This is a genomic window from Uliginosibacterium sp. 31-12 (genome assembly GCF_030548425.1).
GTDB lineage: Bacteria > Pseudomonadota > Gammaproteobacteria > Burkholderiales > Rhodocyclaceae > Uliginosibacterium > Uliginosibacterium aquaticum.
Genome location: NZ_JAUOOA010000001.1, coordinates 878,642 through 904,407, shown reverse-complemented (window position 1 = coordinate 904,407; position 25,766 = coordinate 878,642). Strand labels below are relative to the sequence as shown.

Annotated in this window: 28 protein-coding genes; 20 read left to right on the top strand and 8 right to left on the bottom strand. The window is 59.7% G+C overall.

The genetic code is table 11. The features are described 5' to 3' along the window. Positions 1-28 precede the first annotated feature (28 nt). The 10 genes from Q3Y64_RS04280 to Q3Y64_RS04235 all read left to right on the top strand — a co-directional run bounded on the left by Q3Y64_RS04280 (position 29) and on the right by Q3Y64_RS04235 (position 8,847). Positions 29-1,237, top strand: a complete 1,209-nt coding sequence (locus Q3Y64_RS04280) for an IscS subfamily cysteine desulfurase (protein WP_303560223.1) — start codon at positions 29-31, stop codon at positions 1,235-1,237. A 19-nt stretch (positions 1,238-1,256) separates the two neighbouring features. Next, positions 1,257-1,646, top strand: a complete 390-nt coding sequence (gene iscU, locus Q3Y64_RS04275; protein ID WP_101943839.1) for a Fe-S cluster assembly scaffold IscU — start codon at positions 1,257-1,259, stop codon at positions 1,644-1,646. After that, a complete protein-coding gene (gene iscA / locus Q3Y64_RS04270; RefSeq protein WP_101943837.1) occupies positions 1,646-1,969 on the top strand; it encodes an iron-sulfur cluster assembly protein IscA in 324 nt (107 codons plus the stop codon). The genes iscU and iscA overlap by 1 nt, the downstream gene beginning before the upstream one ends. Before the next feature lie 147 nt (positions 1,970-2,116). Beyond that, on the top strand, positions 2,117-2,629 hold the full coding sequence (gene hscB, locus Q3Y64_RS04265; protein WP_101943835.1) for a Fe-S protein assembly co-chaperone HscB: 513 nt from the start codon (positions 2,117-2,119) through the stop codon (positions 2,627-2,629). Beyond that, on the top strand, positions 2,629-4,497 hold the full coding sequence (gene hscA, locus Q3Y64_RS04260) for a Fe-S protein assembly chaperone HscA (protein ID WP_303560222.1): 1,869 nt from the start codon (positions 2,629-2,631) through the stop codon (positions 4,495-4,497). Before hscB ends, hscA begins: the two co-directional genes overlap by 1 nt. Positions 4,498-4,509: 12 nt before the next feature. Continuing rightward, positions 4,510-4,854, top strand: a complete 345-nt coding sequence (gene fdx / locus Q3Y64_RS04255) for an ISC system 2Fe-2S type ferredoxin (protein WP_170023098.1) — start codon at positions 4,510-4,512, stop codon at positions 4,852-4,854. After that, the gene (iscX, locus tag Q3Y64_RS04250; RefSeq protein ID WP_101943829.1) at positions 4,851-5,045 is read left to right on the top strand and encodes a Fe-S cluster assembly protein IscX; all 195 of its coding nucleotides are present in this window, start codon (positions 4,851-4,853) and stop codon (positions 5,043-5,045) included. Before fdx ends, iscX begins: the two co-directional genes overlap by 4 nt. Before the next feature lie 200 nt (positions 5,046-5,245). Beyond that, positions 5,246-7,183 carry a flagellar hook-associated protein FlgK gene (flgK, locus tag Q3Y64_RS04245; RefSeq protein ID WP_303560221.1) on the top strand — a complete coding sequence of 646 codons (1,938 nt, stop codon included), beginning with the start codon at positions 5,246-5,248 and terminating at the stop codon, positions 7,181-7,183. A gap of 5 nt (positions 7,184-7,188) precedes the next feature. After that, positions 7,189-8,403, top strand: coding sequence for a flagellar hook-associated protein FlgL (flgL, locus tag Q3Y64_RS04240; RefSeq protein WP_101943826.1), 1,215 nt, complete (start codon positions 7,189-7,191; stop codon positions 8,401-8,403). Positions 8,404-8,412: 9 nt separating this feature from the next. Further along, on the top strand, positions 8,413-8,847 hold the full coding sequence (locus Q3Y64_RS04235) for a hypothetical protein (protein ID WP_101943824.1): 435 nt from the start codon (positions 8,413-8,415) through the stop codon (positions 8,845-8,847). 9 nt (positions 8,848-8,856) lie between these two features. On the opposite strand, the gene fabI is transcribed toward Q3Y64_RS04235, so the two are convergent. The 6 genes from fabI to ompR form a co-directional block, all read right to left on the bottom strand. Beyond that, positions 8,857-9,648: an enoyl-ACP reductase FabI gene (gene fabI, locus Q3Y64_RS04230; protein ID WP_101943822.1), complete on the bottom strand. Its 792-nt coding sequence runs from the start codon at positions 9,646-9,648 to the stop codon at positions 8,857-8,859. 150 nt (positions 9,649-9,798) lie between these two features. Further along, on the bottom strand, positions 9,799-10,581 hold the full coding sequence (locus tag Q3Y64_RS04225) for a peptidyl-prolyl cis-trans isomerase (protein WP_101943820.1): 783 nt from the start codon (positions 10,579-10,581) through the stop codon (positions 9,799-9,801). A gap of 42 nt (positions 10,582-10,623) precedes the next feature. Then, the gene (locus Q3Y64_RS04220) at positions 10,624-10,896 is read right to left on the bottom strand and encodes a BolA family transcriptional regulator (RefSeq protein ID WP_303560220.1); all 273 of its coding nucleotides are present in this window, start codon (positions 10,894-10,896) and stop codon (positions 10,624-10,626) included. A gap of 5 nt (positions 10,897-10,901) precedes the next feature. Beyond that, on the bottom strand, positions 10,902-11,540 hold the full coding sequence (locus Q3Y64_RS04215) for a septation protein A (protein ID WP_303560219.1): 639 nt from the start codon (positions 11,538-11,540) through the stop codon (positions 10,902-10,904). A gap of 56 nt (positions 11,541-11,596) precedes the next feature. Next, complete coding sequence (locus Q3Y64_RS04210; protein WP_303560218.1) at positions 11,597-12,916, bottom strand: ATP-binding protein; 1,320 nt, start codon at positions 12,914-12,916, stop codon at positions 11,597-11,599. Then, a complete protein-coding gene (gene ompR / locus Q3Y64_RS04205) occupies positions 12,916-13,650 on the bottom strand; it encodes a two-component system response regulator OmpR (RefSeq protein ID WP_303560217.1) in 735 nt (244 codons plus the stop codon). Before ompR ends, Q3Y64_RS04210 begins: the two co-directional genes overlap by 1 nt. A 265-nt stretch (positions 13,651-13,915) precedes the next feature. Between ompR and Q3Y64_RS04200 the strand changes: the two genes are divergently transcribed. Genes Q3Y64_RS04200 through Q3Y64_RS04185 form a run of 4 tightly spaced genes read left to right on the top strand, consistent with a single transcriptional unit; the run spans position 13,916 to position 16,172 of the window. Then, positions 13,916-14,221: a hypothetical protein gene (locus Q3Y64_RS04200; protein WP_143707446.1), complete on the top strand. Its 306-nt coding sequence runs from the start codon at positions 13,916-13,918 to the stop codon at positions 14,219-14,221. A 36-nt stretch (positions 14,222-14,257) separates the two neighbouring features. Then, positions 14,258-14,935: a tRNA (adenosine(37)-N6)-threonylcarbamoyltransferase complex dimerization subunit type 1 TsaB gene (gene tsaB, locus Q3Y64_RS04195; RefSeq protein ID WP_303560216.1), complete on the top strand. Its 678-nt coding sequence runs from the start codon at positions 14,258-14,260 to the stop codon at positions 14,933-14,935. Beyond that, entirely contained in the window at positions 14,932-15,390 is a 459-nt protein-coding gene (gene rimI / locus Q3Y64_RS04190) for a ribosomal protein S18-alanine N-acetyltransferase (RefSeq protein ID WP_170023109.1), read from the top strand. Before tsaB ends, rimI begins: the two co-directional genes overlap by 4 nt. Beyond that, positions 15,387-16,172, top strand: coding sequence for a uracil-DNA glycosylase family protein (locus tag Q3Y64_RS04185; protein WP_303560215.1), 786 nt, complete (start codon positions 15,387-15,389; stop codon positions 16,170-16,172). The genes rimI and Q3Y64_RS04185 overlap by 4 nt, the downstream gene beginning before the upstream one ends. Before the next feature lie 6 nt (positions 16,173-16,178). Here the strand turns inward: Q3Y64_RS04185 and lplT are convergent, their stop codons facing one another. Continuing rightward, entirely contained in the window at positions 16,179-17,441 is a 1,263-nt protein-coding gene (lplT, locus tag Q3Y64_RS04180) for a lysophospholipid transporter LplT (protein WP_101943806.1), read from the bottom strand. 172 nt (positions 17,442-17,613) lie between these two features. Here lplT and Q3Y64_RS04175 point away from each other — a divergent pair, with 172 nt between their 5' ends. From Q3Y64_RS04175 to dnaQ, 5 genes are all read left to right on the top strand, one after another. Then, entirely contained in the window at positions 17,614-18,570 is a 957-nt protein-coding gene (locus tag Q3Y64_RS04175) for a LysR family transcriptional regulator (RefSeq protein WP_101943804.1), read from the top strand. Beyond that, positions 18,567-19,634 (top strand): alanine racemase, encoded by a 1,068-nt coding sequence (alr, locus tag Q3Y64_RS04170; protein WP_303560214.1) that lies wholly within the window; start codon positions 18,567-18,569, stop codon positions 19,632-19,634. Before Q3Y64_RS04175 ends, alr begins: the two co-directional genes overlap by 4 nt. Continuing rightward, a complete protein-coding gene (radA, locus tag Q3Y64_RS04165) occupies positions 19,634-20,995 on the top strand; it encodes a DNA repair protein RadA (protein WP_303560213.1) in 1,362 nt (453 codons plus the stop codon). The genes alr and radA overlap by 1 nt, the downstream gene beginning before the upstream one ends. A 75-nt stretch (positions 20,996-21,070) precedes the next feature. After that, positions 21,071-21,844, top strand: a complete 774-nt coding sequence (gene tpiA / locus Q3Y64_RS04160; protein ID WP_101943799.1) for a triose-phosphate isomerase — start codon at positions 21,071-21,073, stop codon at positions 21,842-21,844. Further along, positions 21,841-22,554 carry a DNA polymerase III subunit epsilon gene (gene dnaQ / locus Q3Y64_RS04155; RefSeq protein ID WP_303560212.1) on the top strand — a complete coding sequence of 238 codons (714 nt, stop codon included), beginning with the start codon at positions 21,841-21,843 and terminating at the stop codon, positions 22,552-22,554. The genes tpiA and dnaQ overlap by 4 nt, the downstream gene beginning before the upstream one ends. On the opposite strand, the gene Q3Y64_RS04150 is transcribed toward dnaQ, so the two are convergent. Further along, positions 22,555-23,661 (bottom strand): HD-GYP domain-containing protein, encoded by a 1,107-nt coding sequence (locus tag Q3Y64_RS04150; RefSeq protein ID WP_101943796.1) that lies wholly within the window; start codon positions 23,659-23,661, stop codon positions 22,555-22,557. Between the two features lie 130 nt (positions 23,662-23,791). On the opposite strand from Q3Y64_RS04150, the gene Q3Y64_RS04145 reads away from it, so the two are divergent. Beyond that, entirely contained in the window at positions 23,792-25,765 is a 1,974-nt protein-coding gene (locus tag Q3Y64_RS04145) for a DNA topoisomerase IV subunit B (RefSeq protein WP_101943794.1), read from the top strand. Position 25,766: the final 1 nt, after the last annotated feature.

The following is a 25,766-nucleotide window of genomic DNA, read 5'->3' as shown; positions in this document are numbered from 1 at the left end:
AAAGACAACAAGCCCCCTGGAGCAGCTGATGAAGTTCCCCATCTACCTCGATTACTCAGCAACCACCCCGGTTGATCCGCGCGTGGCGCAGAAAATGATTCCCTGGCTGACCGAACATTTCGGTAATCCGGCTAGCCGCTCGCATCCCTATGGCTGGGATGCTGAGGCCGCAGTGGAAGAGGCGCGCACGCAGGTTGCCGCGCTGGTGGGGGCTGACTCCAAAGACATCGTGTGGACCAGCGGCGCCACCGAGTCCAACAACCTCGCCATCAAGGGGGCTGCCCAGTTCTACAAGGGCAAGGGCAAGCATCTGATCACGCTGAAGACCGAGCACAAGGCTGTGCTGGACACCATGCGCGAACTGGAGCGACAAGGCTTCGAAGTCACCTACCTTGAGGTGCAAGAAAACGGTCTGCTGGATCTGGAGGCCTTTAAGGCGGCGCTGCGTCCGGACACCATCCTGGTGTCAGTGATGTTCGTGAACAACGAAATCGGCGTGATCCAGCCGATTGCCGAGCTCGGTGAAATCTGCCGCGAGAAGGGCATCATCTTCCACGTCGATGCAGCGCAGGCTACCGGTAAGGTCGAGATCAATCTCGAAACACTCAAGGTTGATCTGATGTCCTTCTCGGCCCATAAAACTTACGGTCCTAAAGGCATTGGGGCTCTCTACGTGCGTCGCAAGCCGCGGGTGCGGATCGAAGCGCAGATGCACGGCGGTGGCCACGAGCGCGGTATGCGCTCAGGCACTTTGGCTACGCATCAGATCGTTGGCATGGGGGAGGCTTTCCGCATCGCCCGCGAAGAAATGGCCAGCGAAAACGCGCGTATCGGCGCATTGCGGGATCGTTTGCTCAAGGGGCTCTCAGACATTCCTGAAACCTATGTGAATGGTGATGTGGCGCATCGCGTGCCGCACAACCTCAACATCAGCTTCAACTATGTGGAAGGCGAGTCGCTGATCATGGCGGTGAAGGATATTGCCGTATCGAGTGGCTCGGCGTGCACCTCAGCCTCGCTGGAGCCTTCCTATGTGTTGCGCGCCCTTGGACGCTCGGACGAGCTGGCTCACAGCTCGATCCGTTTCACCATCGGCCGCTTTACCACCGAAGAAGAAGTTGACTACACGATCAAGCTGATGCACGCCAAGATCGACAAGCTGCGCGAACTCTCGCCGCTGTGGGAAATGGTGCAGGAAGGCGTCGATCTGAATTCCGTGCAGTGGGCTGCACACTGAATCTGGCAGGAGAAACAAAATGGCATATAGCGACAAGGTCTTGGACCACTACGAAAACCCCCGTAACGTTGGCAGCTTCGGCAAGGATGAGGCCACCACTGTGGGCACCGGCATGGTCGGTGCGCCGGCTTGCGGTGATGTGATGAAACTGCAGATCAAGGTCAATGAAGCTGGCGTGATCGAAGATGCAAAATTCAAGACCTATGGCTGCGGCTCGGCCATTGCTTCGAGCTCGCTGGTCACCGAGTGGGTGAAGGGCAAGACGCTGGATGAGGCGCTCAACATCAAGAACACGCAGATTGCGGAAGAGCTGGCGCTGCCGCCGGTTAAAATCCACTGCTCGATCTTGGCCGAAGATGCAATCAAGGCTGCTGTCGACGACTATCGCAAGAAGCACGAGGCAAAGTAATGGCTGTCACCCTGTCCGAAGCCGCTGCGCGGCATATCACCAAGTTCCTCGCCAAGCGTGGCAAGGGCATCGGCGTTCGCTTGGGCGTGAAAACGACTGGGTGCTCGGGCATGGCTTACAAGCTCGAGTATGCGGACGAATCTGAAGCCGATGATCTGGTCTTTGAAAGTCAGGGTTTGAAGGTCATGGTCGATCCGAAGAGCCTGCCTTACATTGATGGCACCGAGCTTGATTTTGTGCGCGAAGGCCTCAACGAAGGCTTCAAGTTCAACAATCCGAACGTGAAGAACGAGTGCGGCTGCGGCGAGAGCTTCAACGTCTAGGGCTTGTCAGACATGCGCCCGGCAATACTTCTCCAATGCGGTGTTGTCGGTGGCGGTAAAGCCTACCGCCTTGTTTCTCAGCCCTTCCGGAACCTAACCTGATCAGACGCCTTGTCGTGCCCCGTGTGTGGCAAGGCGTTCCACACCATGCAAGAGTACTTCTCACTCTTCGGTTTGCCCGAGCGTTATACGCTCGATTCTGCCCAGCTCGAAGCGGCCTATCGCAATGTGCAGGCACAGGTGCATCCGGACCGCTTTGCCCATCGCCCTGAAGCTGAACGGCGAGTGGCCATGCAATGGGCTACGCTCGCCAATGAAGCTTTCCGAACCCTCAAGAGCCCGCTCAATCGGGCCCGCTACCTGCTGGAGCGCCGTGGCTATGCCGTTGAAGCCGAGCGCAATACCGGGATGTCGCACGCGTTCCTGATGCAGCAGATGGAGTGGCGCGAAGCGGCTGAGGAAGCCAGCGGCGATGCAGTCGAGCTGCAGCGCCTGCAGAAGGAGCTGGCGCGTGATGAGCGTGTGATGCTCGACGATCTCAAGCACGCCATCGATGAGGTTGAAGATCTGGTCGTGGCTACCGAACTCGTGCGTCGCCTCATGTTCATGGAAAAACTGCGTCATGAAATTGATGACGCTCTCGCACAACTGGATAACTGATGGCCCTCCTGCAGCTCTCCGAACCGGGCGAAACGCCGGATCCGCATCAGCAACGTTTCGCAGTCGGTATCGATCTCGGCACGACCAATTCCTTGGTGGCGACCGTGCGCCATTCAATCCCGGAATGCCTGGCAGGTGACGGCTGCGGCGTGATCCTGCCTTCCGTGGTGCGTTATCAGCGCGATGGCAAGACCATCGTTGGTCAGGATGCACTGGCGGCTCAGGCGGCTGATCCGCGCAATACCATCGCGTCGGTCAAACGCTTGATGGGACGTGGCCTGGCGGATACCGATGCCGGCATGCGCGCGCGTTACGATCTGGTGGATACCGGCGGCATGGTGCGTATCCATACCGTGGCCGGGCCGCGCACCCCGGTTGAAGTTTCCTCTGAAATCCTACGTGTGCTCCGTGAGCGCGCCGAAGCTACTCTGGGCGATGAGCTGGTGGGCGCGGTGATCACTGTGCCGGCCTATTTCGATGACGCTCAGCGCCAGGCCACTAAGGACGCTGCGCGCGTGGCCGGTCTGAACGTGTTGCGCCTGCTCAACGAGCCGACGGCAGCCGCCATTGCCTACGGTCTCGATGAGGCCGCCGAAGGTATTTACGCGGTGTATGACTTGGGGGGCGGCACTTTCGATTTCTCGATCCTGCGTCTTTCACGTGGAGTGTTCGAAGTGATGGCCACCAGTGGGGACTCCTCGTTGGGCGGTGATGATTTCGATGAGGCGCTGGCTGATTGGATGCACCGCCAGGCCAGTGGTGTAGATCTGGATTGCTCCAAATCCCGCGCTCTGCTGGTGGAGGCGCGGCGCGTCAAGGAAGCACTCACGACGCATCCCGAGGTGATCGCTCACGTTCCTGTCGCGGCTGACGGGCTGCGCGAGCTGAAAGTCGGTCTGGCCGATTTCCAGCAGCTGACTCAAGAATTGGTCGAGCGCACTCTGCTGCCGGTGCGCAAGGCGCTGCGTGATGCGGCCCTCAAGGTTGATGAAATCCAGGCTGTGGTGATGGTGGGCGGAGCTACCCGCATGCCGCATGTGCGTACGGCCGTGGCGCAGCTTTTCGGCCGCGAGCCCTTCACCGAGATTGATCCGGAGAAAGTCGTAGCCATTGGTGCCGCGATCCAGGCAAACGTTTTGGCCGGGAATCGTCGCCCTGGTGAGGATTGGCTGCTGCTCGACGTGATCCCGCTGTCGCTGGGTCTTGAGATGATGGGTGGGCTGACCGAGAAAATCATTCCGCGCAATTCCACCATCCCGGTCGCCAAAGCGCAGGAGTTCACGACCTACAAAGACGGCCAGAGCGCCATGGCAATCCATGTGCTGCAGGGCGAGCGCGAACTGGTGCAGGACTGCCGTTCCTTGGCGCGCTTCGAGCTGCGCGGCATTCCCCCTATGCCAGCCGGTGGTGCCCGGATACGGGTGACCTTCCAGGTCGATGCCGATGGTTTGCTGTCGGTAAGCGCCCGTGAGCAGACTACGGGTGTTGAATCCAATGTCACGGTGAAACCCAGCTACGGGCTTTCTGACGATGAGATTGCCGGCATGCTCAAGTCTGGTTTCGAGCATGCGTCGGAAGACATGCAGGCTCGTGCCCTGCGCGAGCAGCAGGTCGAAGCTGAACGTCTGCTCGAAGCGACTCGCCAGGCGCTCAACGAAGATGCTGCCTTGCTCGAAGCGAATGAACTGCTGCTGGTTGAATCGGCCATGAGCCGTTTGCAGCAACTGGCCACCGGCACGGATCACCTTGCGATCAAGACCGGCATCGATGCCCTCTCGGCACAAACTGGCGAGCTCGCGGCGCGGCGTATGGACAAGGCCATTCGCCAGGCGCTCACTGGCAGCCGTGTTGATAACCTACCTATCTGAAAGGAGAAGACCATGACTCAGATCGTCGTCCTCCCGAATGCCGAACTGTGCCCCGATGGCGCTGTTCTGGAAGCCGCTCCTGGCGAAACCATCTGTGATGTGTTGCTCGCCAACGAGATCGATATCGAACACGCCTGTGAGAAGTCCTGTGCCTGCACCACCTGCCATGTGATCGTGCGGGAAGGCTTCAACTCGCTCGAAGCGGCTGACGAACTTGAAGAGGATATGCTGGACAAGGCCTGGGGCCTGGAGCCGCAATCGCGCCTCTCATGTCAGGCCGTGGTTGCGGAGACGCCCCTGGTGGTGGAGATCCCGCGCTATACCGTTAACATGGTCAGTGAAGGAAACTCCAAATGAAATGGACCGACACACTTGAAATCGCTATCGCACTCTCCGATGCATATCCCGATGTGGATCCGACCCGGATCAATTTCGTCGACTTGATGAACTGGGTGAAAGCTCTGCCAGGCTTTGACGATGCCAGCGATCGGTGTGGTGAGCGCATTCTTGAAGCCATCCAGAGCGCCTGGATCGAAGAGCGCGAATAAAGTCGGAATGCGCAGGTTTGGCGTACGGCGAGGCGGCAATTTATGCCGCCTTTTTCATGCGCTCCAATTCCTCCTTGAGGTGTTTTTGGGTGTGTATTTAATCCAATAAAATCAAATGCTTGCCTTGTAATTAAAGGCGAATGAAAAAACTGGCACCGGATTTGCGTTAGAAGCTCGTAACAGCAGCGGAGCGCGCGACCATGTCAGGCCTACTCAGTATTTCTCTTACCGGTCTCAATGCCTCACAGGCAGCGCTAAACACGACCAGCCATAACATCTCGAACGCCAATCTGGCAGGTTATAACCGTCAGCAGGTCGTGCTGGAGTCTGCCCAGCCGATGTTCAGTGGGGTGGGATTCTTCGGGCAGGGCACCGAAGTCAGCACAGTCAAACGCGTCTATAGCCAGTTTCTGGCCGGGCAGGTGCTTGCTGCAGATACTTCTCGCGCTGAATTTGAAACCTATTACAACCAGATCAAGCAGGTCGATAACCTGCTTGCGGATTCCACTGCCGGTCTGAGTCCGGCGCTCGACGAATTCTTCCGCGGCGTCCAACAAGTGGCGGCAGATCCCTCCAGCGTGCCTTCGCGTCAGTCCATGCTGTCCAATGCCGAAGCTCTGGCTACCCGTTTCAAGGCCATGCAGGCGCGTATTCAGGAAGTTCGCGATGGCGTCGAAACCCAGATCAGCCAGGTAGTGGGGCAGATCAACACTTTGGCCAGCAAGGTTGCGGATCTCAACAACAAGATTGTTTCCGCCCAGTCGGCCGGCCCCAATGTTCCGGCAAATGACTTGATGGATACACGTGACGCCATCGTCACTGAGCTTAATACCCTGATCAAGGTTACGGTCACCGGCAATACCGATGGCACCATCAATGTATTCATTGGTAGTGGGCAGCCGCTGGTGATGAATACCGATGTGTTTTCGCTCAACACAGCGCCTTCTGCGACAGACCAGAATCGCGTCGCAGTGGGGGTGCAGCTACCCAGCGGCGGCATCGTGCCGATTCCTGAGAATCTGCTCAGTGGCGGTGAATTGGGTGGCCTGATCAAATACCGCAGTGAATCGCTGGACGAAGCCCAGAATGCCCTGGGCCGGATCGCGCTGAGTCTGGCAACCACTTTCAATGCACAACATCAGCTTGGGCAGGATTTGCAGGGCACCATGGGCGGCAATTTTTTCGGCTCGCTCACCTCGACCATGCAGAATTTGCCGAATCTGCTCACCTCCTCCCCTTCAACCGCGAGCCTCACGACTAGTGTGGTGGATGTGGGCGGGCTCACCACGGATGACTATGTGATGAGTTTTGATGGGGCTACCTATACGTTGAGCCGGACGTCGGACAGTGGCGTTGTGTATTCCGGCGCTACGCTGCCGACGAATGTAGATGGATTGAGTATTTCCGGCACGATGGCGGCCGGAGACCGGGTGCTGATCCAGCCAACTCGCTTTGCCGCACGCGATATCTCGATAGCCATTCAGGATACCGCCTTGATTGCTGCAGGCTCTCCGGTGCGTAGTGTTGCCGCAAGTACCAATACCGGTACCGGTTCCGTGACTCAGCCGGTCGCTGAGAGCTTGACCGGCATTCTTGCGCCCGCCGCCGCTCACATTGCCACTCCCATCACCCTTACATTCGATTCGGCGCTGAATCAGTTCAACGTTACCGGCGCTGTGCCAGCCACCATTGCCTACGATCCGGCCAGCAACGCTGCGGGAACCACCGTAACCCTCACCAATCCCAATCTGAGTTTTGCGATTGCAGGTCGCCCTGCCAATGGCGATACCTTCACCATCGAGACCAATGTTGGCGGCACCAAGGATGGGCGCAACGCCAATGCGCTATACGCGATCGCCTCGGCCAAGGATTTGCTCGGGGGCACGGCGACCCTGGGTTATGCGTATTCGCAGATGGTCAGCAATGTAGGTACCCAGACCAGCGAAGCCAAGGTCAATGCCACAGCACAAGCCGGGCTGCTGGAGCAGGCAACGGCAGAGCAGCAAGGCCTTTCCGGCGTGAACCTGGATGAAGAGGCCGCCAACCTCCTGCGTTACCAACAAGCCTATCAAGCTTGCGCTCGCTGCATTGGCATTGCGCAAAGCCTGTTCGACGACATCCTCTCGGTCATGAGGTAAGCATCATGCGAGTTAGCACTTCCCTTATTTACGACACCAACGTTGCTACCATTGGTCGCCAGCAGGTGGATCTGCTGCATACCCAACAACAACTCTCGACGGGCTCTCGCGTGGTGGCACCGAGTGATGATCCGGTGGCCTCGGCTCGGGCGCTGGAAATCTCCCAGTCCGTCAGTCGTATCAATCTCGAAAAGGAGAACCAGGGGACGGCTTCCGATTCGCTCAAGGCGCTCGACAGCCAGTTGGGCGCCATCGGTGAGTTGCTGACCTATGTGCGTGAACGTGCGGTTCAGGCGGGTAATGATGCACTCTCAGCGGAAGACCGGCGTTCCATCGCGGTGGATGTGCGGGCGCAGTTCGAGGAGTTGATGAGCCTTGCCAACGCCAAGGATTCGTCTGGCGAATACATGTTCTCCGGCTACAAAGGCGACGCGCAGTCTTTCACCGGCAATCTTTCAGGCGTGAGTTACCAAGGGGATCAGGGCACTCGAACCCTTCAGGTTTCAAGTACCCGCCTGATTCCGGTCAGTGTGAATGGCAGCGAGCTCTTCCTTAATATCGAATCCGGCAACGGCACTTTTTCCACGCATTCCACCTCTACCACCGCCACCATCAGTGATGGCGATGTAACCGGCCCTGTGGCTTACGCTGGTGGGCAATACGGCATCCGTTTCAGCAGCCCTACGACTTACGATATTTTCGATTTAGCGGCCGATCCGACCATGAGTGGGGCGCCCTTGACATCGGGGGCGTATGTCTCCGGGCAGTCCATTGGCTTGCCTGATCCGGCTAATGCTGCGACCCAGGAAATCGCCATCGTGATTTCTGGAACCCCCTCTGCTGGTGACACTTTCAATGCCCTGCCTGGAGCCAGCACTGACATGTTCACAAGTCTGCAGCAGCTGATCGTGGGGCTGGAGAACACCACCGGGGCGGATTACCAGACAACGATCGCTGAATCGATCAGCCGGCTCGACAATGCGCTGGAGAATGTGCTGCGTCTGCGGGCGCAGGGAGGCTCTCGACAATTGGAAGTCGAGGCGCTGGAGAGCGTAGGAGAGGACATGCAGATCCAGTATGCGGACCGACTGGATCGTCTGGTGGGGCTGGATTACGTAACCGCGATTTCGGACTTCCAACAGCAGCAGACCTACCTGGAGGCTGCCCGCAGCACCTTCTCCAAAGTCACAGGGCTGTCCCTGTTCAACTTCATTTCTTGAGGGCGCGCCATGAAGCGACTTCTGCCAACCCTCCTGTTGCCGGCCTGGCTGGTGATGGCCGCCTGCAGTACGCTCAGTAAGCCGATTCCGTCCGATGGGCTGGGGTATGCGGTGACCTATGGCGATGTTCTGAAGGTTGGAGTCCTGATCGGTACGCTTTACTACATTACCGATCCGCGGGCACCAAGCTGGGAAATCAGTGAGACCCGCCTGCCTGACCAGCGCGTGATCTATCAGATGAACAAGCAGTATCTCAGCGTGGGTGGGGATGGCGAAGCGGGCTACATCATGCGGCGGCGCGCCGAATCACTGGTGCGCGAATTGGGGATGGCGGACTACCGGATCGAGCGCTTTGAGGAAGCCGTGGATAACCGTATCCTGCTGCCGCGGCGCACGGCCTACGCCGAGATCCGGATGATCCCGGTGAAGGCCGTAGGCGGATAGCGCAGCGCCTTACAGCGGCTCGTCAGTACCGATGGCGACCGAATTGAAGCCAGCATCCACATACATGATCTCGGCCGAGATGCCCGAGGCCAGATCGGAACACAGGAAGGCCGCGGCGTTGCCGACTTCATCGATGGTCACATTGCGACGCAGCGGCGCATTGTGTTCATTGAAGGTCAGCAGTTTGCCAAAGTTGCCAATGCCGGAGGCCGCCAGGGTACGGATCGGCCCGGCCGAGATGGCATTCACACGGGTTCCTTCTGGCCCCAGTGCATTGGCCATGTAACGGACCGACGCCTCCAGGCTGGCCTTTGCAAGGCCCATCACGTTGTAGTTGGGCAGGGTGCGGACCGCGCCGAGATAGGAGAGGGTCAGCAACGAACCATTGCGTCCCTTCATCAGCGGACGAGCGGCTTTGGCGAGCGCCGCGAAGCTGTAACTGCTCACTTCGTGAGCGGTACGGAATGCCTCACGCGAAAACCCTTCAAGGAAGTCTCCCTTGAGGGCTTCTGCTGGTGCAAAGGCCAGCGAGTGCACGATGCCATCCAGCCCGTCCCAATGTTGGGCGATTGAGTCGAACAGGGCGGTGATCTGCTCGTCGTACTGCACATCGCACAGGAATACTCGTTCGCTGTCGAACTCACGCGCCATTTCTGTCACGCGATGCAGGAAACGCTCGTGCTGGTAAGTGAAAGCGAGTTCAGCGCCTTCGCGATGCATGGCTTTTGCGACGCCGTATGCAATCGAGCGATTGCTCAGCAACCCACAAATGAGGATGCGCTTGCCTGCGAGAAAACCCATTTCCGTTCCCCGGTAGTTTTGATTGTGGTGCGATTATAGCCATTCGCCCCGCATGGTTTCCTGGGGGCAGGCTGTGCGCGGCAGGGCGCCGCGCAAAGTCGCGGGCTCCGCCCCTTACCTGCTGGCAGGGGTCGGAGCCCGGAGGCAGACTTACTCGACCTTGGCTTTGGCCATCAGGCTGTTGATGTACTTGGAGAGCGCTTGTTGCTCGAGGCCCTGGCGCAGATTGCCCTGGACTTCTTCGTACTTGGGCGGCACGGCCTGACGGGAATCCTCCAGCTTCACTACGTGATAACCGAAGTTGGACTGCACCGGCAGGGCGTGGAACTTACCCTTTTCCAGCTTGGCCAGCGCTTCGCCCATGGCCGGCGGCAGACCGGCGGGGGCTACCCAGCCGATATCACCGCCATTGTCCTTGGAGCCCGCATCGACCGACTCCTTGGCCAAGTCTTCAAACTTTGCGCCGCTCTGCAGCTTGGCGATAATGGCCTTGGCGGCCTCTTCCTTTTCGACCTGGATGTGGCGGACCTTGTATTCGGTACCGCTCATTTCCTTGACGCGACGGTCATACTCGGCGCGCACGCTAGCATCCGAAACCGGGTTAGCCTTCATCCAGTTATTGATGAAGCCGCCGACCAGGATGCCCTGGCGTGCCACATCCATGCGCGCGATCACTTCCGGTTTCTTGTCGAGGCCGCTTTTCTTGGCCTCTTGGGCAAGCAGCTCACGGCGGATCAGTTCTTCCTTAACGGCTTTGCGCAGTTCCTCGTTGTTGGGCGCGCCCTGGGCTACCTGTTCGGCGATCATCAGCTCACCGATTGAGGCCGGGATTGTGACCCCATTGACCTTGGCCAGGGGTTTCTGGGCTTGAGCTTGGGCAACGCCGGCAGCAAGAAGAAGGGAGAGGGCTACACAACTCAGCTTCACGGACATGTTATTTCCTGGTGAGGATTGCGGTTTGAAAATGGACGAAGCTCAGGCTTGCGCGGCTTCTTCCGGGGTCTGGGCAAGAATGCTTAGGGCGTGGATGCGAGTCTGCATCAACTCGCCCAGAGCAGCATAAATCAAGCGATGACGTGCCAGCGTCGGTTTGCCGGCAAAGCAGCTAGCGACGATTCGCAACTCAAAATGGCCGCCGCCGCTGCGTGCGCCGGCGTGGCCGGCATGGCGATGACTCTCGTCTTCGAGTTCGATCAGTAGTGGCTCGAGTGCAGCAAGGCGCTGGCGGATTTCTTCGATACGGTCCATGTGTTTCAGGCTTGGGATTCTTCCTTGGGGTCGCTCTTGATGAAGCGCGCCAGATACAGGCCCTGAGCCAGGGCAAAGAGGAGCGTCAGGCCCATGCTGCCAAAGAGCTTGAAATTGAACCAGGCGTTCTCGGAGAAGTTATAGGCAATCGCCAGATTCAGGCAGCCCATGCCAATGAAGAACAGCACCCAGGCGAGGTTCAGGCGATGCCAGGCTTGTTCATGCAGGCTGATGCCTTCTCCGATGAGTGCCTGGATTGGATTCTTGCGGAAGAAGCGGGCACTGATGAAAAAGCCGCTGCCCATCAACCAGTACACGATGCTGAATTTCCACTTGATGAAGGCCGGATCGTGGAACCATACCGTGGCGCCCCCAAAGACGATGGCCGCCGCCATGCTGACCCACAGGATTTTACTGACTGTCTGGCGTCGCGCCAGTAGCCAGCCGATCTGTGCGGCAATAGCCAGTACGACGACAACCGTGGCCAGCACGGTTGGTGCTTCGGTCGGCCCGACCACTCCACCGGAAACCATGAAGCCGAACCACTCGGTCGCCTTTTGCGCGGCCAGCTCCTTGTGGGCTCTGGCGTACTGGAAGGCGGCGTAAAAGAGGGCGACCGGGAAAAAATCAAAAAATAGTTTCATGTGGCGCTGGATTATAAACGAGGGACTGGTGTTTGAAGCCGTCGCCAGTTGGAAGTTCAGTCTGCAGGCAGGTGCAGACTGGCGCTTAGCCCGCCTCCCGGGCGAGGAAGCAAGGCCAGATGGCCGCCGTGCAGGCGCGCCACACGTTCTACGATGGCCAGCCCAAGGCCGGAGCCGCCAGCATTACTGCGTGCGGCTTCCAGACGGGTGAAGGGGCGTTTGAGGCGCTCAACCTCTGCGGGTGGAATGCCGGGGCCGCGGTCAGCCACTTCCAGCACCACTTCACGTCCCTCACGGCGCAGACTGATATCCAGTGGGGATTCGTTGCCCGCGTAACGCGTGGCATTGTCGATCAGGTTGGATGTCGCGCGGCGGATCGATTGCGGCCGCAGCGGCAGCACGATCTCTGGTTGTATAGCGGCCTGGATCTTCACGCCGCGCAGACGGCAGGCCTGAAGCAGTTCAGCGAGCAGGGTGGAGAGGTCCTGTGAGAGCGGGCTCTCCGCCTGCTGATCGCGGGCGAAATCGAGGAACTGGTTGATGATGCGGTCCATTTCTTCAATGTCACAGCTCATCGCAGCGAGATCCTCGGCTTGGGCGCCCGATAGCTCTAGGCCAAGACGCAGGCGCGCCAGCGGTGTGCGCAAGTCGTGGGAGACGCCGGCGAGGATCAGAGCGCGGTCAGACTCGATGCGTTGCAGATCCTGCGACATCTGATTGAACGCGGTGGCCAGCGCGGCGAGCTCAAGCGGCCCGCGCGTATCCAGTGGCGGCGGGTGTTCGCCGCGGCCGAGTATCTGAGCGGCTTCCTGCAAGGCACGCAGCGGCCGGTTGATACCTACCACCAGCAACCAGGCTCCGAGCAAGGAGCCGATAACGGCGATTGCGCTCCAGGCCAGCCAATGCGTCGGCAGCAGGCGCTCAACGCGTTCGGCGGGCAGTCTGAGCCAGTATTCGTCGTCCGGCACCCGGTCATCGAGGCGAAAGCTCACGAAGAAGCCGCTTTCTCCATGCAGATTACCGGTGAAGCGGGTGTGCTCACCCAAGCGCTGGCGTACCTGCTCCTGCACGATTGCCATCTGTTGGCCGTGGGTGAACGGTAGCAGCGGGTCGTCTGTCTCGGCTGGGAGAATGACCATGCCTTCGCGCGCTTCGAGCTCGCGCAGCAATTCGAGGCGCTGGCTGCTGTCCGCCGCCAGCAGGGCGGAGCGGCTGAGGTTGATCACGCTGACCACGAGCTGGGCGATCTGGCGCGTGCGTGGTTCCTGCGCGTATTCGCGGTAGATCTGGAACCACATGACAAAGGAGGCGCCCAGAAGTAGCACAATCAGCAGAAAACTGCGCCACAGCAGGGAGTGCGGCCAGGGCAGGCGCATCAGTTAGCCTCACCGTCCGGCACGAAAACATAGCCAAAGCCCCACACTGTCTGCAGGTAGCGCGGTTTGGCCGGATCCTCTTCGAGTAGTTTGCGCAGGCGCGAGACCTGTACGTCGATGGAGCGATCAAAGGCATCGTATTCGCGGCCGCGCGCAAGCTCCATCAGGCGATCACGCGACAGAGGCTGGCGCGGATGCTGCAGAAGTACTTTGAGCAAGGCGAATTCGCCGGTGGTCAGGGCCACTTCCTTGCCTTCACGCAGCAGGCGGCGTGTGCTCAGATCAATTTCGATCAGGCCAAAACGCACCATGCTGCCCGCCTCGGCCGGTGCGCCTGGCAGCGTGCGCGGGCGACGGCGCAGTACCGCGTGGATGCGGGCAACCAGTTCGCGTGGGTTGAAGGGCTTGGGCAGGTAGTCGTCAGCGCCGAGTTCTAGGCCGATGATGCGATCAACCTCGTCGCCACGTGCAGTAAGCATCACGATCGGTAGCTCGTTCCCCTGTGACGCGTTACCGGCGCGTAGCCTTCGGCAGATCGATAATCCGTCCTCACCGGGTAGCATCAGGTCTAGCACCAGCAAATCGAAATGTTCGCGGGCGAGCGTTCGGTCCATCTGCTGGGCATCCGCTACTGCCTTGACGCTGAAGCCCTGTTCGTCGAGATAGCGTTCGAGCAGGTTGCGCAGGCGAGCGTCGTCATCGACGACGAGAATGCGGTGGCGTTCGGTATTCATGGCCTGCATCGTATGCGCTCGGCGTGAGCCTGTCAGCTTCCCGGTCGCAGCAATCGTGAGCAAATGTTGGTTTTTGCTCTGTCTGAAACATGTGCTTACATCTTGCGCTGATCGCCCGGCGGAAGGCGGCGATAATTCAGACGTGTACCGCACTCGGTGCCTGCGCAAGTGTGAGCTGATTGTGAAAATCTTCTGCCCAACTCTCTTTCTGCTGTGCATCTGCATCTGCATCTGCATCTGCCCGCCGGCGCTGCAGGCAGAGCCGTTGCTGCGCGTAGCCGGGCAGTCAGCCCCCTTGTCGCAGCCGGGCTTCAATGCCGAAGAGCGGCTACTGCGCCGGGAGCGGATGCGGGCGATTCGCCAAGCCTTGATCGAGCAACGCCAAGTGGATGAGGCTGCCGGCAAGCCCGCTCTGGCGCCCACGATGGATCATCCGCCGGGGCAGGGCTTTGGGCGCGCGGACGGGGTGGGTAATGGTCCTGGGCGCGGCCTGCGGCAATTGCCGCCTGAAGAGCGGGAGCGCTTGCGCCGTGAAATGCGTGAAGCTGTGCGGGAACGGCGGCGTCCCTGAGGCTGGCAGGCTGTGCTGCGTTAGAATGGCGGCGCAATGAAAATCCTCGCCTTGGAAACCTCTACCGAGCTTGCCTCGATCGCCCTGAGCCTTGATGGCCAGATCATCCAGACCCGCCTGAGCAGCCCCCCTGCGCATTCCGCCACCCTTCTGCCCGAGATTCGCCAACTGCTTGCCGGGCAGGGCCTGGCACTGACGGCGCTGGATGGAATTGCCTGCGGTATCGGGCCCGGGGCGTTTACTGGTGTCCGGTTGGCTTGCAGCGTGGCCCAGGGCCTCGCATTGGGCGCCGATCTTGTTGTTCACCCTGTATGCAGCCTGCTGGCGCTGGCTGAAGCGATGAACGCGCGTGAGGTGTACTGCGCGATGGATGCGCGTATGGGCGAAGTCTATGTCGCTGCGTATAGGCGCGAGGCCACTGGCTGGGTGGAAGTGATCACGCCTTGCTGCGTAGCGCCAAATGCTGCTCCGCTGGTGCCGGAGGGGGGCTGGCTGGGTGCTGGTAATGCTTTTGCTGCCTATCCTGCCCTGGGGGAACATCTGCAGAGCCGGGTCCGCGTGCCGGACGCGGCCTGTGTGCCGGATGCCGCCGCCATTGCGCGTCTGGCCGGTCAGATCCCGGGTGTGGATCCAGCCCTGGTTGCGCCGCTGTATGTGCGTGATCGCGTAGCTCAGACAGTGGCCGAGCGGCTGGCAAACGGGGGCAGGGCATGAGGCCCGATCCGCACCTGCAGTTCCTACCGATGCAGGAAGCCGATCTGGTTGAAGTGGCTGACTGTGAGGTTGAGGCGACTGAGCATCCGTGGTCTTTGCAGAATTTTAGGGATGCCCTGCACGCTGGCAATTCCTGCTGGGTCATGCGCTCAGGCGGAGTCTTGCTGGCGCAGGGAGTGATGATGCGGGTGCTCGATGAGGCTCACTTGCTGATTATCAGCGTCAGTCCGGCCTGGCAAGGCATGGGGCTCGGACGCCAGCTTCTCGATCATCTATGCCTGTGCGCGGCGGAGCAGGGGGCGCGCGAAATGTTTCTTGAAGTGCGCCCATCCAACCTCCATGCCCTGGCGCTTTATGGCAAGCGCGGGTTTGCCGAGATTGGCAGGCGCAAGGCTTACTATCCGGCACAGAACGGGCAGCGCGAAGACGCTTTGGTCATGAGGCTGGAACTATGAACCAACGCAATGAGCAGATGCTGGCTGAAATGGGCATTAAGCCGCAATGGCGCCTGCGAGCCCGGGAGGCTCAGGAGGAACAGCCCCAGCCGGTCGAGCCTGCTCCGGTCGTCGCAGTAGTGGCGCCGCTTGAGGAGCCTGCTCGTTCCGCGCCAGTCCTCCAGATCTCGAATCCTGTTGCGGCCGAGGAGCTGCCCGCTGCGCAGCAGGATGCGGTCGCCTCAATGGATTGGGATACGCTTGAAACCAGCATCCGCGAGTGTCGCCGTTGTGCGCTGTGTGAGCGTCGCAAACAGGCCGTGCCGGGGGTGGGAGATCGTCAGGCTGACTGGCTCTTCGTGGGTGAAGGCCCAGGGGCAGACGAGGACGAACAGGGTGAGCCTTTTGTTGGTCAGGCTGGCAAACTGCTTGATGCAATGCTCGGTTCTGTCGGACTGAAGCGTGGTGAGAAGGCCTATATCGCCAATGCGGTGAAATGCCGCCCGCCCAACAATCGCACGCCGGAGGCGAGTGAAACGGCGAGTTGCCTGCCCTATCTGGCACGCCAGATCGAGCTGATTCGCCCGAAGCTGATCGTGGCACTCGGCCGCCCAGCCGCACAAACGCTGCTGGGGCAGGACATCAAGATCGGTGCTGCAAGAGGCAAGCTTTTTGAGCGAGAAGGCGTACCGGTCGTGGTGACCTATCACCCGGCCTACCTGTTACGTAATCCGGCGGATAAGGCGCGCGCCTGGGAAGATCTGTGTTTTGCGCTGGACCGCATGGCAGAACTCCAGCGCTGATATAGCTCAGTGGCAGCGGTCGTCGAGCAGCGCGACTGAATCATAGGCGCGCTGATTGGCGTCGTGTCTGCGCTTGACGATATACATCGAAGCTGCCACGAATCCCGCAAAGAGCAAGATCACGATATTGACCGACAGCCCGGAGTAGAGCAGCAGGGAATACAGACCGGTCATGGCGAGAATACTCAGGTTCTCGTTGAAGTTCTGCACTGCGATCGAATGGCCCGCGCCCATCAGCACATGGCCACGATGCTGCAGCAGGGCGTTCATCGGCACGACGAAGAAGCCGGCCAGACCGCCCACTGCCACCATCAGCACCATGGCTAGCGGTACGCTGTGAATGAACACCATGAACATGATCGTGATCGCCATGGCGATGCCCATCGGGATGACCCGGGGGGAGCGGCGCAAGGTGATGAATTTGGCGGCCAAAACAGAGCCGATCGCCACGCCGAGTGCCACCACCCCCTGCATATTGGTGGCTTGAGAGAGCTTGAGTTCCAGATTGGCGCGCGCCCAGTCCAGTACGATGAATTGAAGCGTGGCACCTGCCCCCCAGAACAGGGTGGTGACAGCCAACGAAATCTGCCCCAGTTTGTCGCGCCAGAGCAGGCTGTTGCAGTGCCAGAACTCATGCAGCAGGTACAGCGGATTGTTGCTCAGTGGTTTGTGATCCACCCCTGTGTCCGGTACATACATGTTGAAAATGGCTGCAACCAGATACAGGCTGCCAATCAGCAAGATCGAGAGGTCGACAGCTGTATTGAAGACTGGGCCTATGGCCGGGATATGAAAACTTTCGACCCAGCCCAGCAGTGCTGGGTGGATCAGGAGGCCGCCCAGCAAGGTGCCCAGGATGATGGCTCCTACGGTAAGCCCCTCGATCCAGCCATTTGCCGCAACCAGTTTGGCTGGTGGCAGCATCTCGGTAAGGATGCCGTACTTGGCCGGAGAGTAGGCTGCTGCGCCTAAGCCCACCAGCGCATAGGCCAGCAGTGGGTGGACATCCAGGAACATCAGGGCGCAGCCCGCAATCTTGATCGTGTTGCTGAACAGCATCACGCGCCACTTAGGCATTGAGTCGGCAAAGGCGCCAACGAAGGCAGCCAGGAAAACATAGGAGAGGGTGAAGAAGAACTTCAGCAGGGGGATCTGTTCTGCCGGGGCCTTCATTTCGACCAGCAGCGCGATGGCAGCGATCAGCAATGCGTTGTCTGCCAGCGCCGAGAAAAACTGCGCGGCCATGACAATGTAGAAGCCCAAACCCATGAAAGTCCTTCTGAGATCCGCTGACCGCTCGGGCAGCCGAGCGGCGTTTATACCACAGTCACCCGACCTGCCTTTGCGTTGCACACAACAGAGGAAAATGTTGCGCAACAGCAATCGACGCTGAGGGGCTCTGCGCGTAGAATGATAAAGCGCATTTATCTTGGGGAATGTGATGGCTGATCGCAGACTGCAGGTGTTCCACGCCGTTGCCAAACACGGCTCTTTTACGCGGGCCGCGGAAACGCTTTACATGACGCAACCGGCGGTAACCTTCCAGATCAAGCAACTGGAGGAGCAGTTCAACACCCGCCTGCTTGATCGTGGTCACGGACGCGTTACGCTCACTCCTGCCGGCGAGATCGTGTTTGCCTACGCCGAACGGATTCTGGGTCTCTCCGATGAAATGGAAACCCGTATCGCGGAGCTCACCGACGAGCTAACCGGCGTGCTGACCATCGGCTGCAGCCAGACCATTGCAGGCTACTGGCTGCCGCGATTGCTGGAAAACTTCATCCGCAAGCATCCACGGGTGATTCCGCGTGTGTTTGTGGCGAACTCCGAAAACATCGAAAACCGAGTGGCTGCGCATGAGCTGGATGTGGGCCTGGTGGAGAAACAGTCCGAAGATCCGACCCTTGAATGCACTCTGGCCTGCCAGGATGAGTTGCTGGTCATCGTAGCGCACGGACATGAGCTGGCCTCTGCTTCGTCGATCAAGGCTGCAGACCTGCAGGGGCGTCCCTTTGTGGATCGCGACCCGGGCGCTGCCATCCGCGCTTTGGCCGAGGATTTCTTCCGCCGCAATGGTGTGCCGCCCGAGACGCTTAACCGGCGTGGTGAGCTCGGCTCGCTGCCATCCATTTTGCACCTTGTGAAGCAGGGCTTCGGCTTTGCCATCATCGCCAAGGCGGCGCTCAACGACTACAACAACCGGGGTCTGGTCGGCATCTCGCTGGAGCCGCGGCTGTACTCCTCGCTCAACGTATTGGTACCCAAGGATCGCTTCCGCGCGCGGCTGCACTCGACCTTTGCCGAGTTTGCGGTGAGCATGTTTACCAACATGGAACGGGGCGATACCAAGCCTTCTGGCATCGCCATCCCCGGCAGTCAAGACAGCTCGAATTCATGACCCGGCCGATCCTGGCGCGGATCGATACGGCCGCATTCCGTCATAATTATCTGGTGGCGAAACGCCACGCTGGTGCAGCGCGTGCCTGGGCCGTCGTCAAGGCCAATGCCTATGGTCACGGACTCTTGCCTTGCGCCGAAGCCGTGCGCGATGTGGCCGATGGTTTCGCACTGCTAGAGATCAGTGAAGCGCTGAGCCTGCGCTCAGCCGGTTTTACGCAGCCGATCCTGATGCTTGAAGGCTTCTTCGCGGAAGATGATCTGCGCCTCGCCGCCGCGTACGACATCAGCGTGGTGATCCACAGTCAGGCGCAACTCGCGCTGCTTGAGTTGCTTGAGCTGGAGCGTCCGCTGAACGTAGGTCTGAAATTCAATACGGGGATGAATCGGCTAGGCTTCCTGCCGCAGCAGGCGCCGGCACTGCTGGCACGTTTGCGGACCAGCGGCAAGGTTGGCCAGATCACCTTGATGACGCATTTTGCCAATGCCGACGACACGGGCATTGCAGCCCAGCTCGCCTGTTTTGAGGGCATTGCCGCGGATAGCGGTTTGCCATGCAGCGTGGCTAATTCGGCGGCCTTGCTGCGTTTTCCGCAAGCGCAGCGCGATTGGGTGCGCCCGGGGATCATGCTTTATGGGGGCTCACCGATGCCCGACCTGAACACGGCTGCGGCCCTTGGGTTGCGCCCGGTGATGAGTCTGGCCAGCCGCATCATCGGGGTGCAGAGCCTTCAGCCCGGTGAAAGCGTGGGCTATGGTTCGCTGTTCCGTGCGGAGCGTCCGACCCGGGTTGGTGTTGTGGCCTGTGGTTATGCTGATGGCTATCCGCGCCATGCTCCCAGCGGTACGCCGATTCTGGTTAATGGTCAGCGTAGCCGTACGCTCGGCCGTGTTTCGATGGACATGCTGGCCTGTGAGCTTACGGATCTGGCCGCTGACGTCGGCAGCAGCGTGACGCTGTGGGGTGAGGGTTTGCCGGCTGACGAGGTGGCCAGCGCCGCCGGCACCGTGAGTTACGAGCTGTTCTGCGCACTTGCCCCGCGTGTGCCGGTGGTGCTGGGCTGATGGCCAAGGCCAAAACGGTCTACATCTGTAGCGAGTGCGGCGGCCAAAGCCCTAAATGGCAGGGCCAGTGTCCGGCCTGTGGGCAGTGGAATACGCTGGTCGAAGGGATGGCAGAAGCCGCGCCGGCTGGCTCGCGTTTTGCAGCGCTTGCTGTCGGGGCCGGCAAACTGCAGAAACTCTCCGAGATTGATCCGCGTGAATCGCCGCGCCAGAGCACCGGCATCGATGAGCTCGATCGTGTGCTGGGCGGTGGGCTGGTCCCGGGCATGGTGGTGCTGATTGGTGGTGATCCTGGTATCGGCAAGTCGACGCTGTTGTTGCAGGCACTGGCCAGCCTGGGGCCCAAGCAGAAAGTTCTTTATGTCAGTGGCGAGGAGTCTGCCGAGCAGATCGCCCTGCGCGCCCACCGCCTGCAGCTGGAAGCCGGGGATATGCCACTTCTGCCGGAAATCTCGCTGGAAAAGATCCTACCAACGCTGCGCGAGACCAAGCCCGACGTGGTGGTGATCGATTCGATTCAGACCATGTATTCCGAAGTGCTGCAATCTGCGCCCGGTTCCGTAGCGCAGGTGCGCGAATGTGCTGCCCAACTGACGCGCCACGCCAAGGCCTGCGGCATGGCCATGGTGCTGGTTGGGCACGTAACCAAGGACGGAGCTCTGGCCGGCCCGCGTGTACTGGAGCACATCGTTGATACCGTGCTGTATTTCGAGGGCGATACCCACTCCAGCTTCCGTCTCGTGCGGGCCATCAAGAATCGCTTTGGCGCGGTGAACGAGCTCGGGGTGTTCGCCATGACGGACAAAGGTCTGCGCGGCGTCAGCAATCCCTCCGCGCTGTTCCTTTCACAGCACGCGCAGCCGGTGCCAGGCTCTTGCGTACTGGTCACCCAGGAAGGTACCCGACCTTTGCTGGTAGAGATCCAGGCGTTGGTCGATTCGGCTTTTGGCAATCCGCGCCGGCTCTCTGTCGGCCTTGAGCAGAACCGCTTGGCTATGCTGCTGGCTGTGCTGCATCGCCATGCAGGTATCCAGTGTGCAGATCAGGATGTCTTCATCAATGCAGTGGGCGGCGTGAAGATCGCCGAGCCTGCAGCCGATCTGGCGGTATCACTGGCCATTGTCTCTTCGCTGACGGGGCGAGCGCTGCCCCCGCGCTTGATCGTGTTTGGCGAAGTGGGCCTCGCGGGCGAGATCCGACCTGCGCCACGGGGCCAGGAACGGCTCAAGGAAGCCGCCAAGCTGGGCTTCGAGCTAGCCCTTATTCCTGCGGCCAATGCGCCCAAGCAGGCGATAGCTGGCATGCGGGTGATTGCGGTCGAACGGATCGAGGAAGCGTTTTCCGCTTTGCGTGAACTCTGAACTTGTTTGTGATGCAGGCGGCGAGTAAGCTCGCGCCGCGTGAAATATCCGGATTGACACGGGGGAATACTGAACATGAAAAAGAAGTGGCTGATTGGCAACTGGAAGATGCACGGCAACCTTGCAGCCAACAAGGCGCTCATCGCGAGCATCCGTGCCGAGTTGCCCGAGCTGGACGAAGGCGCCGAAATGGTCGTCTGCCCGGCCTTCCCCTATCTGTATCAGCTGGCTGAGCTGACGCGCGGCACCGGTATTGGTGTTGGTGTGCAGAACGTTTCCGACCACCTGCAGGGCGCTTACACCGGTGAAACCTCGCCGCTGATGGTCAAAGAACTTGGTGGCAGCTTCGCGATCATTGGCCACTCCGAGCGACGCCAGTACCAGGGAGAGAATGATGGTCTGATGGGCCGCAAGGCACTGGCGGCTATCGATGCGGGTCTGATTCCGGTCATCTGCGTCGGTGAAACTGCTGAAGAGCGTGACACGGGCCGCACTCATGACGTTCTGGCGCGCCAGCTCGATGCTGCCTTTGGCTACATCCGTACCGCTCATGACAAGATCGTGTTGGCTTACGAACCTCGTTGGGCCATCGGTACCGGTATTGCCGCCACGCCCGAGATCATCCAGGCCGAGCATGAGTTTCTGCGCCATCGCGTTGCGATTCGCGATAAGGATTTCGCTGCGCGTCTGCCGATCATTTACGGTGGCAGCGTGAAGTCTGCCAATGCTGTGTCGATCTTCTCGATGCCGGATGTGGATGGTGGTCTGATCGGTTCGGCAGCGCTGAATGCCACAGAGTTCGTGAGCATTTACCGCGAGCTGCTGAGCGTGGTGTCTGCCGCCGAATGAGACAGATTTTCCTCGATACCGAAACCACCGGCCTGGATTGGCGCAGCGGCGCCGATCGGGTGGTGGAAATCGGTTGCGTGGAAATGGAAGACCGGCGCCTGACTGGTCGCACTTACCACGTCTATCTGAATCCGGAGCGTGATGTCGGTGACTCTGAGCGAATTCACGGCTTGTCGGACGCCTTTCTCGCTGACAAGCCGCTCTATGCTGCAGTCGCTGCTGAATTCGAGGCGTTTGTAGCTGGCGCAGAACTGATCATTCATAACGCCAGTTTCGATATCGGCTTCCTGAATATGGAGCAGGAGCGGCTGCAGCGTACCAAGGTGAGCGTGTTGTGCCCACAGGTGATCGATACGGTGAAGGTCGCCAAGGAAATGTTCCCGGGCAAGAAAGCCTCACTGGATGCGCTGTGCGATCGTTATGCGATCAACAACGCGCACCGTACCTTGCACGGCGCCTTGCTTGACGCGGAGTTGCTGGCCGAGGTTTACCTGGCCATGACGCGTGGCCAAGAGAGCCTCACCATCGGTCTGGATGATGCACCTACGACTACTGCCAGCAGTCTGGTACTGGACGGTGAGCGGCGACCGCTGCGGGTGCTGCGTGCCAGCGATTTTGAGGTGGCTGAGCATGAGAAAGTGCTTGCCGATATCGGCAAGAAGGGCCCCTGCCTGTGGTTGCCACCGCAGGAGGCCGTACCTTCCGCTTGATCAGATTCGCCAGATCCGCTCTGGATTGATCTGCACCTTGACCTGATCGCGCGGTATTACGGTTGCGATGTCATAAGGCTTGCGCGAGGTGTTGCGCTGGATCGGATCCATATAGGACGTGCCTTGCGGACTGATCAGGCTTAACACCTCCGGAGTGTTGGCCCCGGCTCCGCGTCGGGTGACCAGCGCCAACTCGCCATTGGAGAGCGTGACGAAAGTGCCAGGCGGGAAGATGCCGATTTCCTTGATTAGTACCGCCACATAGCGATTCGTTGTTCCTTTGTCTGAGCCCAGGTACAGCGAGCGGGCGGCTTCCTGCGGAGTGACGGGTTTGCGCGCTGCGCGCGGACTGACCTTGGCAGAAAATATATCCGTGGTCTGGATCAGCAGCGCTTCTTCGCAGGGCGCCACGATCCCGAAGGGGTAGCCGCCACCGCCATTGAGTTCGTGGTGCTCCAGAACCGCATGCAACCAGATCGGATCCTTGACGCCTGCTGACTGCAGCATTTCGTGGGCCAGTTTGGGGTGGCGCTGAATTTCCTGGCGCTGAGCTGTAGAGGGGGCGATGCGCTGATGACACAGCTTCATCTGCAGCTCAATCATGGCCAGATTCTGGGTGAGGGCGGCACAGATCAGGCTTATTCGCCGGTCCGGCAGCCACTCCAAGCGCGCTGCGACCAGTTCGCTAAGGACCGCTACATGCACGCTGTGAATGATCGGATAGCGCCGCTGGTTGGTCAGGATGATGGCTGCGAGGGCAATGTCCGGGCTACGCCGGGCGAGCTCCTGGATCAGCTTGGCCAAGCCGGAGATCTGCTCGCAAAAATCCTTTTCCAAGCGGATGTCACGCAGTAGCACCTCCAGTTCATCAATGATGCTGTCCCAGACGCGGAAGGGGTTGTAGCCCTTGTTGTCATCTGTGGAGCGCTGCGGACTCAGTACCAGTTCATCCACGTACAGGCCACGCGCCATCAGCACTTCCCGCTGGGATTCGCGGGAGATGCGAAAGCCCTTGCAGAGCAGTAGTTGCCCTGATTCGTCATAGACATCCCAGGGGAGGTCTTCGTTGATCAGCAACTGGCGGGCGTGGATGCGGTGCTTGGGCATGATTTCCGGATTCCGGTTATTACCGGATTAACGTGATCCTGCAAGGCAAACTTGAACCCAGTATAAAGCCCAGCGAAGCGCGCCCCGATATGGAAAAATGCGTGCCTCGTTTCATTCTTGCCAAGTCGCCATGAGCCAGAAGCAGTACGACGAATCTTCCTTCCGTGTCCTCAAGGGGCTGGAGCCGGTGCGTGAGCGTCCCGGCATGTACACCCGCACCGATTCGCCCTGCCACATGATCCAGGAGGTCATCGACAACGCGGCTGATGAGGCGCTGGGTGGTTTTGCCAAGAACATTCATGTGTTGATGCTACGCGATGGCTCGATCACCGTGACCGATGACGGCCGCGGTATCCCGGTAGGCCTTCATCCGGAGGAGAAAGTCCCGGTCGTGGTGCTGGCTTATACGGCGCTCCACGCGGGGGGGAAGTTCGACAAGAAGTCCGGCAATTCCGCCTATGCTTTCTCAGGCGGCCTGCACGGAGTGGGTGTGGCAGTGACTACCGCCTTGTCACTGCGTGTGGAAGTCGAAGTGCGCCGTGAAGGCAAGATCTATCAGATCGCTTTTGCTGACGGTGGTCGTGACATTGGCCAGATTGTCGAAGCCGGTAGCTGTGGTCGCCAGACCGGCACTCGCGTCAAGGTCTGGCCTGATGGCAAGTACTTCGACTCCCCCAAGGTGCCGATGAATGAGCTGGAGCGTCTCTTGCGCTCCAAGGCTGTGCTCTTGCCGGGTGTGCGTGTCTATCTGGAGATCGAGCAGGCTGACGGCTCTTTCATCAAACAGGATTGGCGCTATCAGGAAGGTCTGCCGGGCTACCTGCGCGAGATGATGGTTGGGGCTGAATCGGTTGCACCGATCTACTCGGCTGAGAAATACGCCGGCGAGGACGAAGACTTCGCCGTGGGCGAAGGCGCTGCCTGGGCCTTTGGTTGGTTTGACGGCCAGCAATTGGGCGAAAGCTACGTCAACTTGATTCCCACCGTGGCTGGCGGCACTCACGAATCCGGCTTGCGTGCCGGGGTGTTTGAAGCGGTGAAGAGTTTCATCGAGCACCACAGCCTGCTGCCTAAAGGTGTCAAACTGCAGCAGGAAGATGTCTGCGGCAAGATGAGCTACGTGCTTTCGGCACGCATCCTCGACCCTCAGTTTCAGGGGCAAGTGAAGGAGAAGCTCAATTCACGCGAAGCCGTGAAGCTGGTTTCCAGCATGCTGCTGCATCCCTTCGAAGCCTGGCTGAACCAGAATGTCGAGCATGGCAAGGCGATTGCCGAGGTGGCGATCAAGCAGGCTCAGTCGCGCCTTAAAGACGCGCAGAAGGTCGAGAAACGCAAGAGTAGCGGTGTGGCCGTGCTGCCCGGCAAGCTCGCCGATTGCGAGTCTGAGAACATCGTCGACAACGAACTGTATCTGGTCGAAGGCGACTCTGCCGGTGGCTCCGCCAAACTCGCTCGCGACCGCGAAACTCAGGCCATCTTGCCGCTGCGTGGCAAGGTTCAGAATGCTTGGGAAATTGATCCGAATCGTCTCTTCGCGAATGCAGAGATCCACGATGTATCCGTCGCTATCGGTGTTGATCCGCATACGCCCGAAGCCGCAGCTTCAGTGCTGACCAATCTGCGCTACGGTAAGGTCATCATCATGGCTGATGCTGACGTCGATGGCTCGCACATCCAGACACTGTTGCTCACGCTTTTTCTGCGCCACTTTCCCAAGCTGGTTGAGGCAGGGCATGTTTACATCGCCCTGCCACCTTTGTATCGGATTGATGTGCCAGCACAAGGTAAAAAGCGTCCGGCGCGTCGTTTTTATGCGCTGGACGAACATGAACTGGTTTCTATCCGCGATCGCCTTGCCAAGGAGGGGTATCGCGCCGATCAATTGGAGGTCGGTCGGTTCAAGGGCTTGGGTGAAATGCAGCCGGCCCAGCTCAAGGAAACGGCCATGGAGCCAGCTACTCGACGCGTTCTGCCTGTCACCCTCGATGCTGGGGCTACGGCTGCGACCTCAAAGCTCTTCGATCTGTTAATGGGTAAGGGCGAAGCCTCGGGACGTCGAGCCTGGATGGAGCTCAAGGGCAACCTTGTCGAGGCGGATCTGTAAT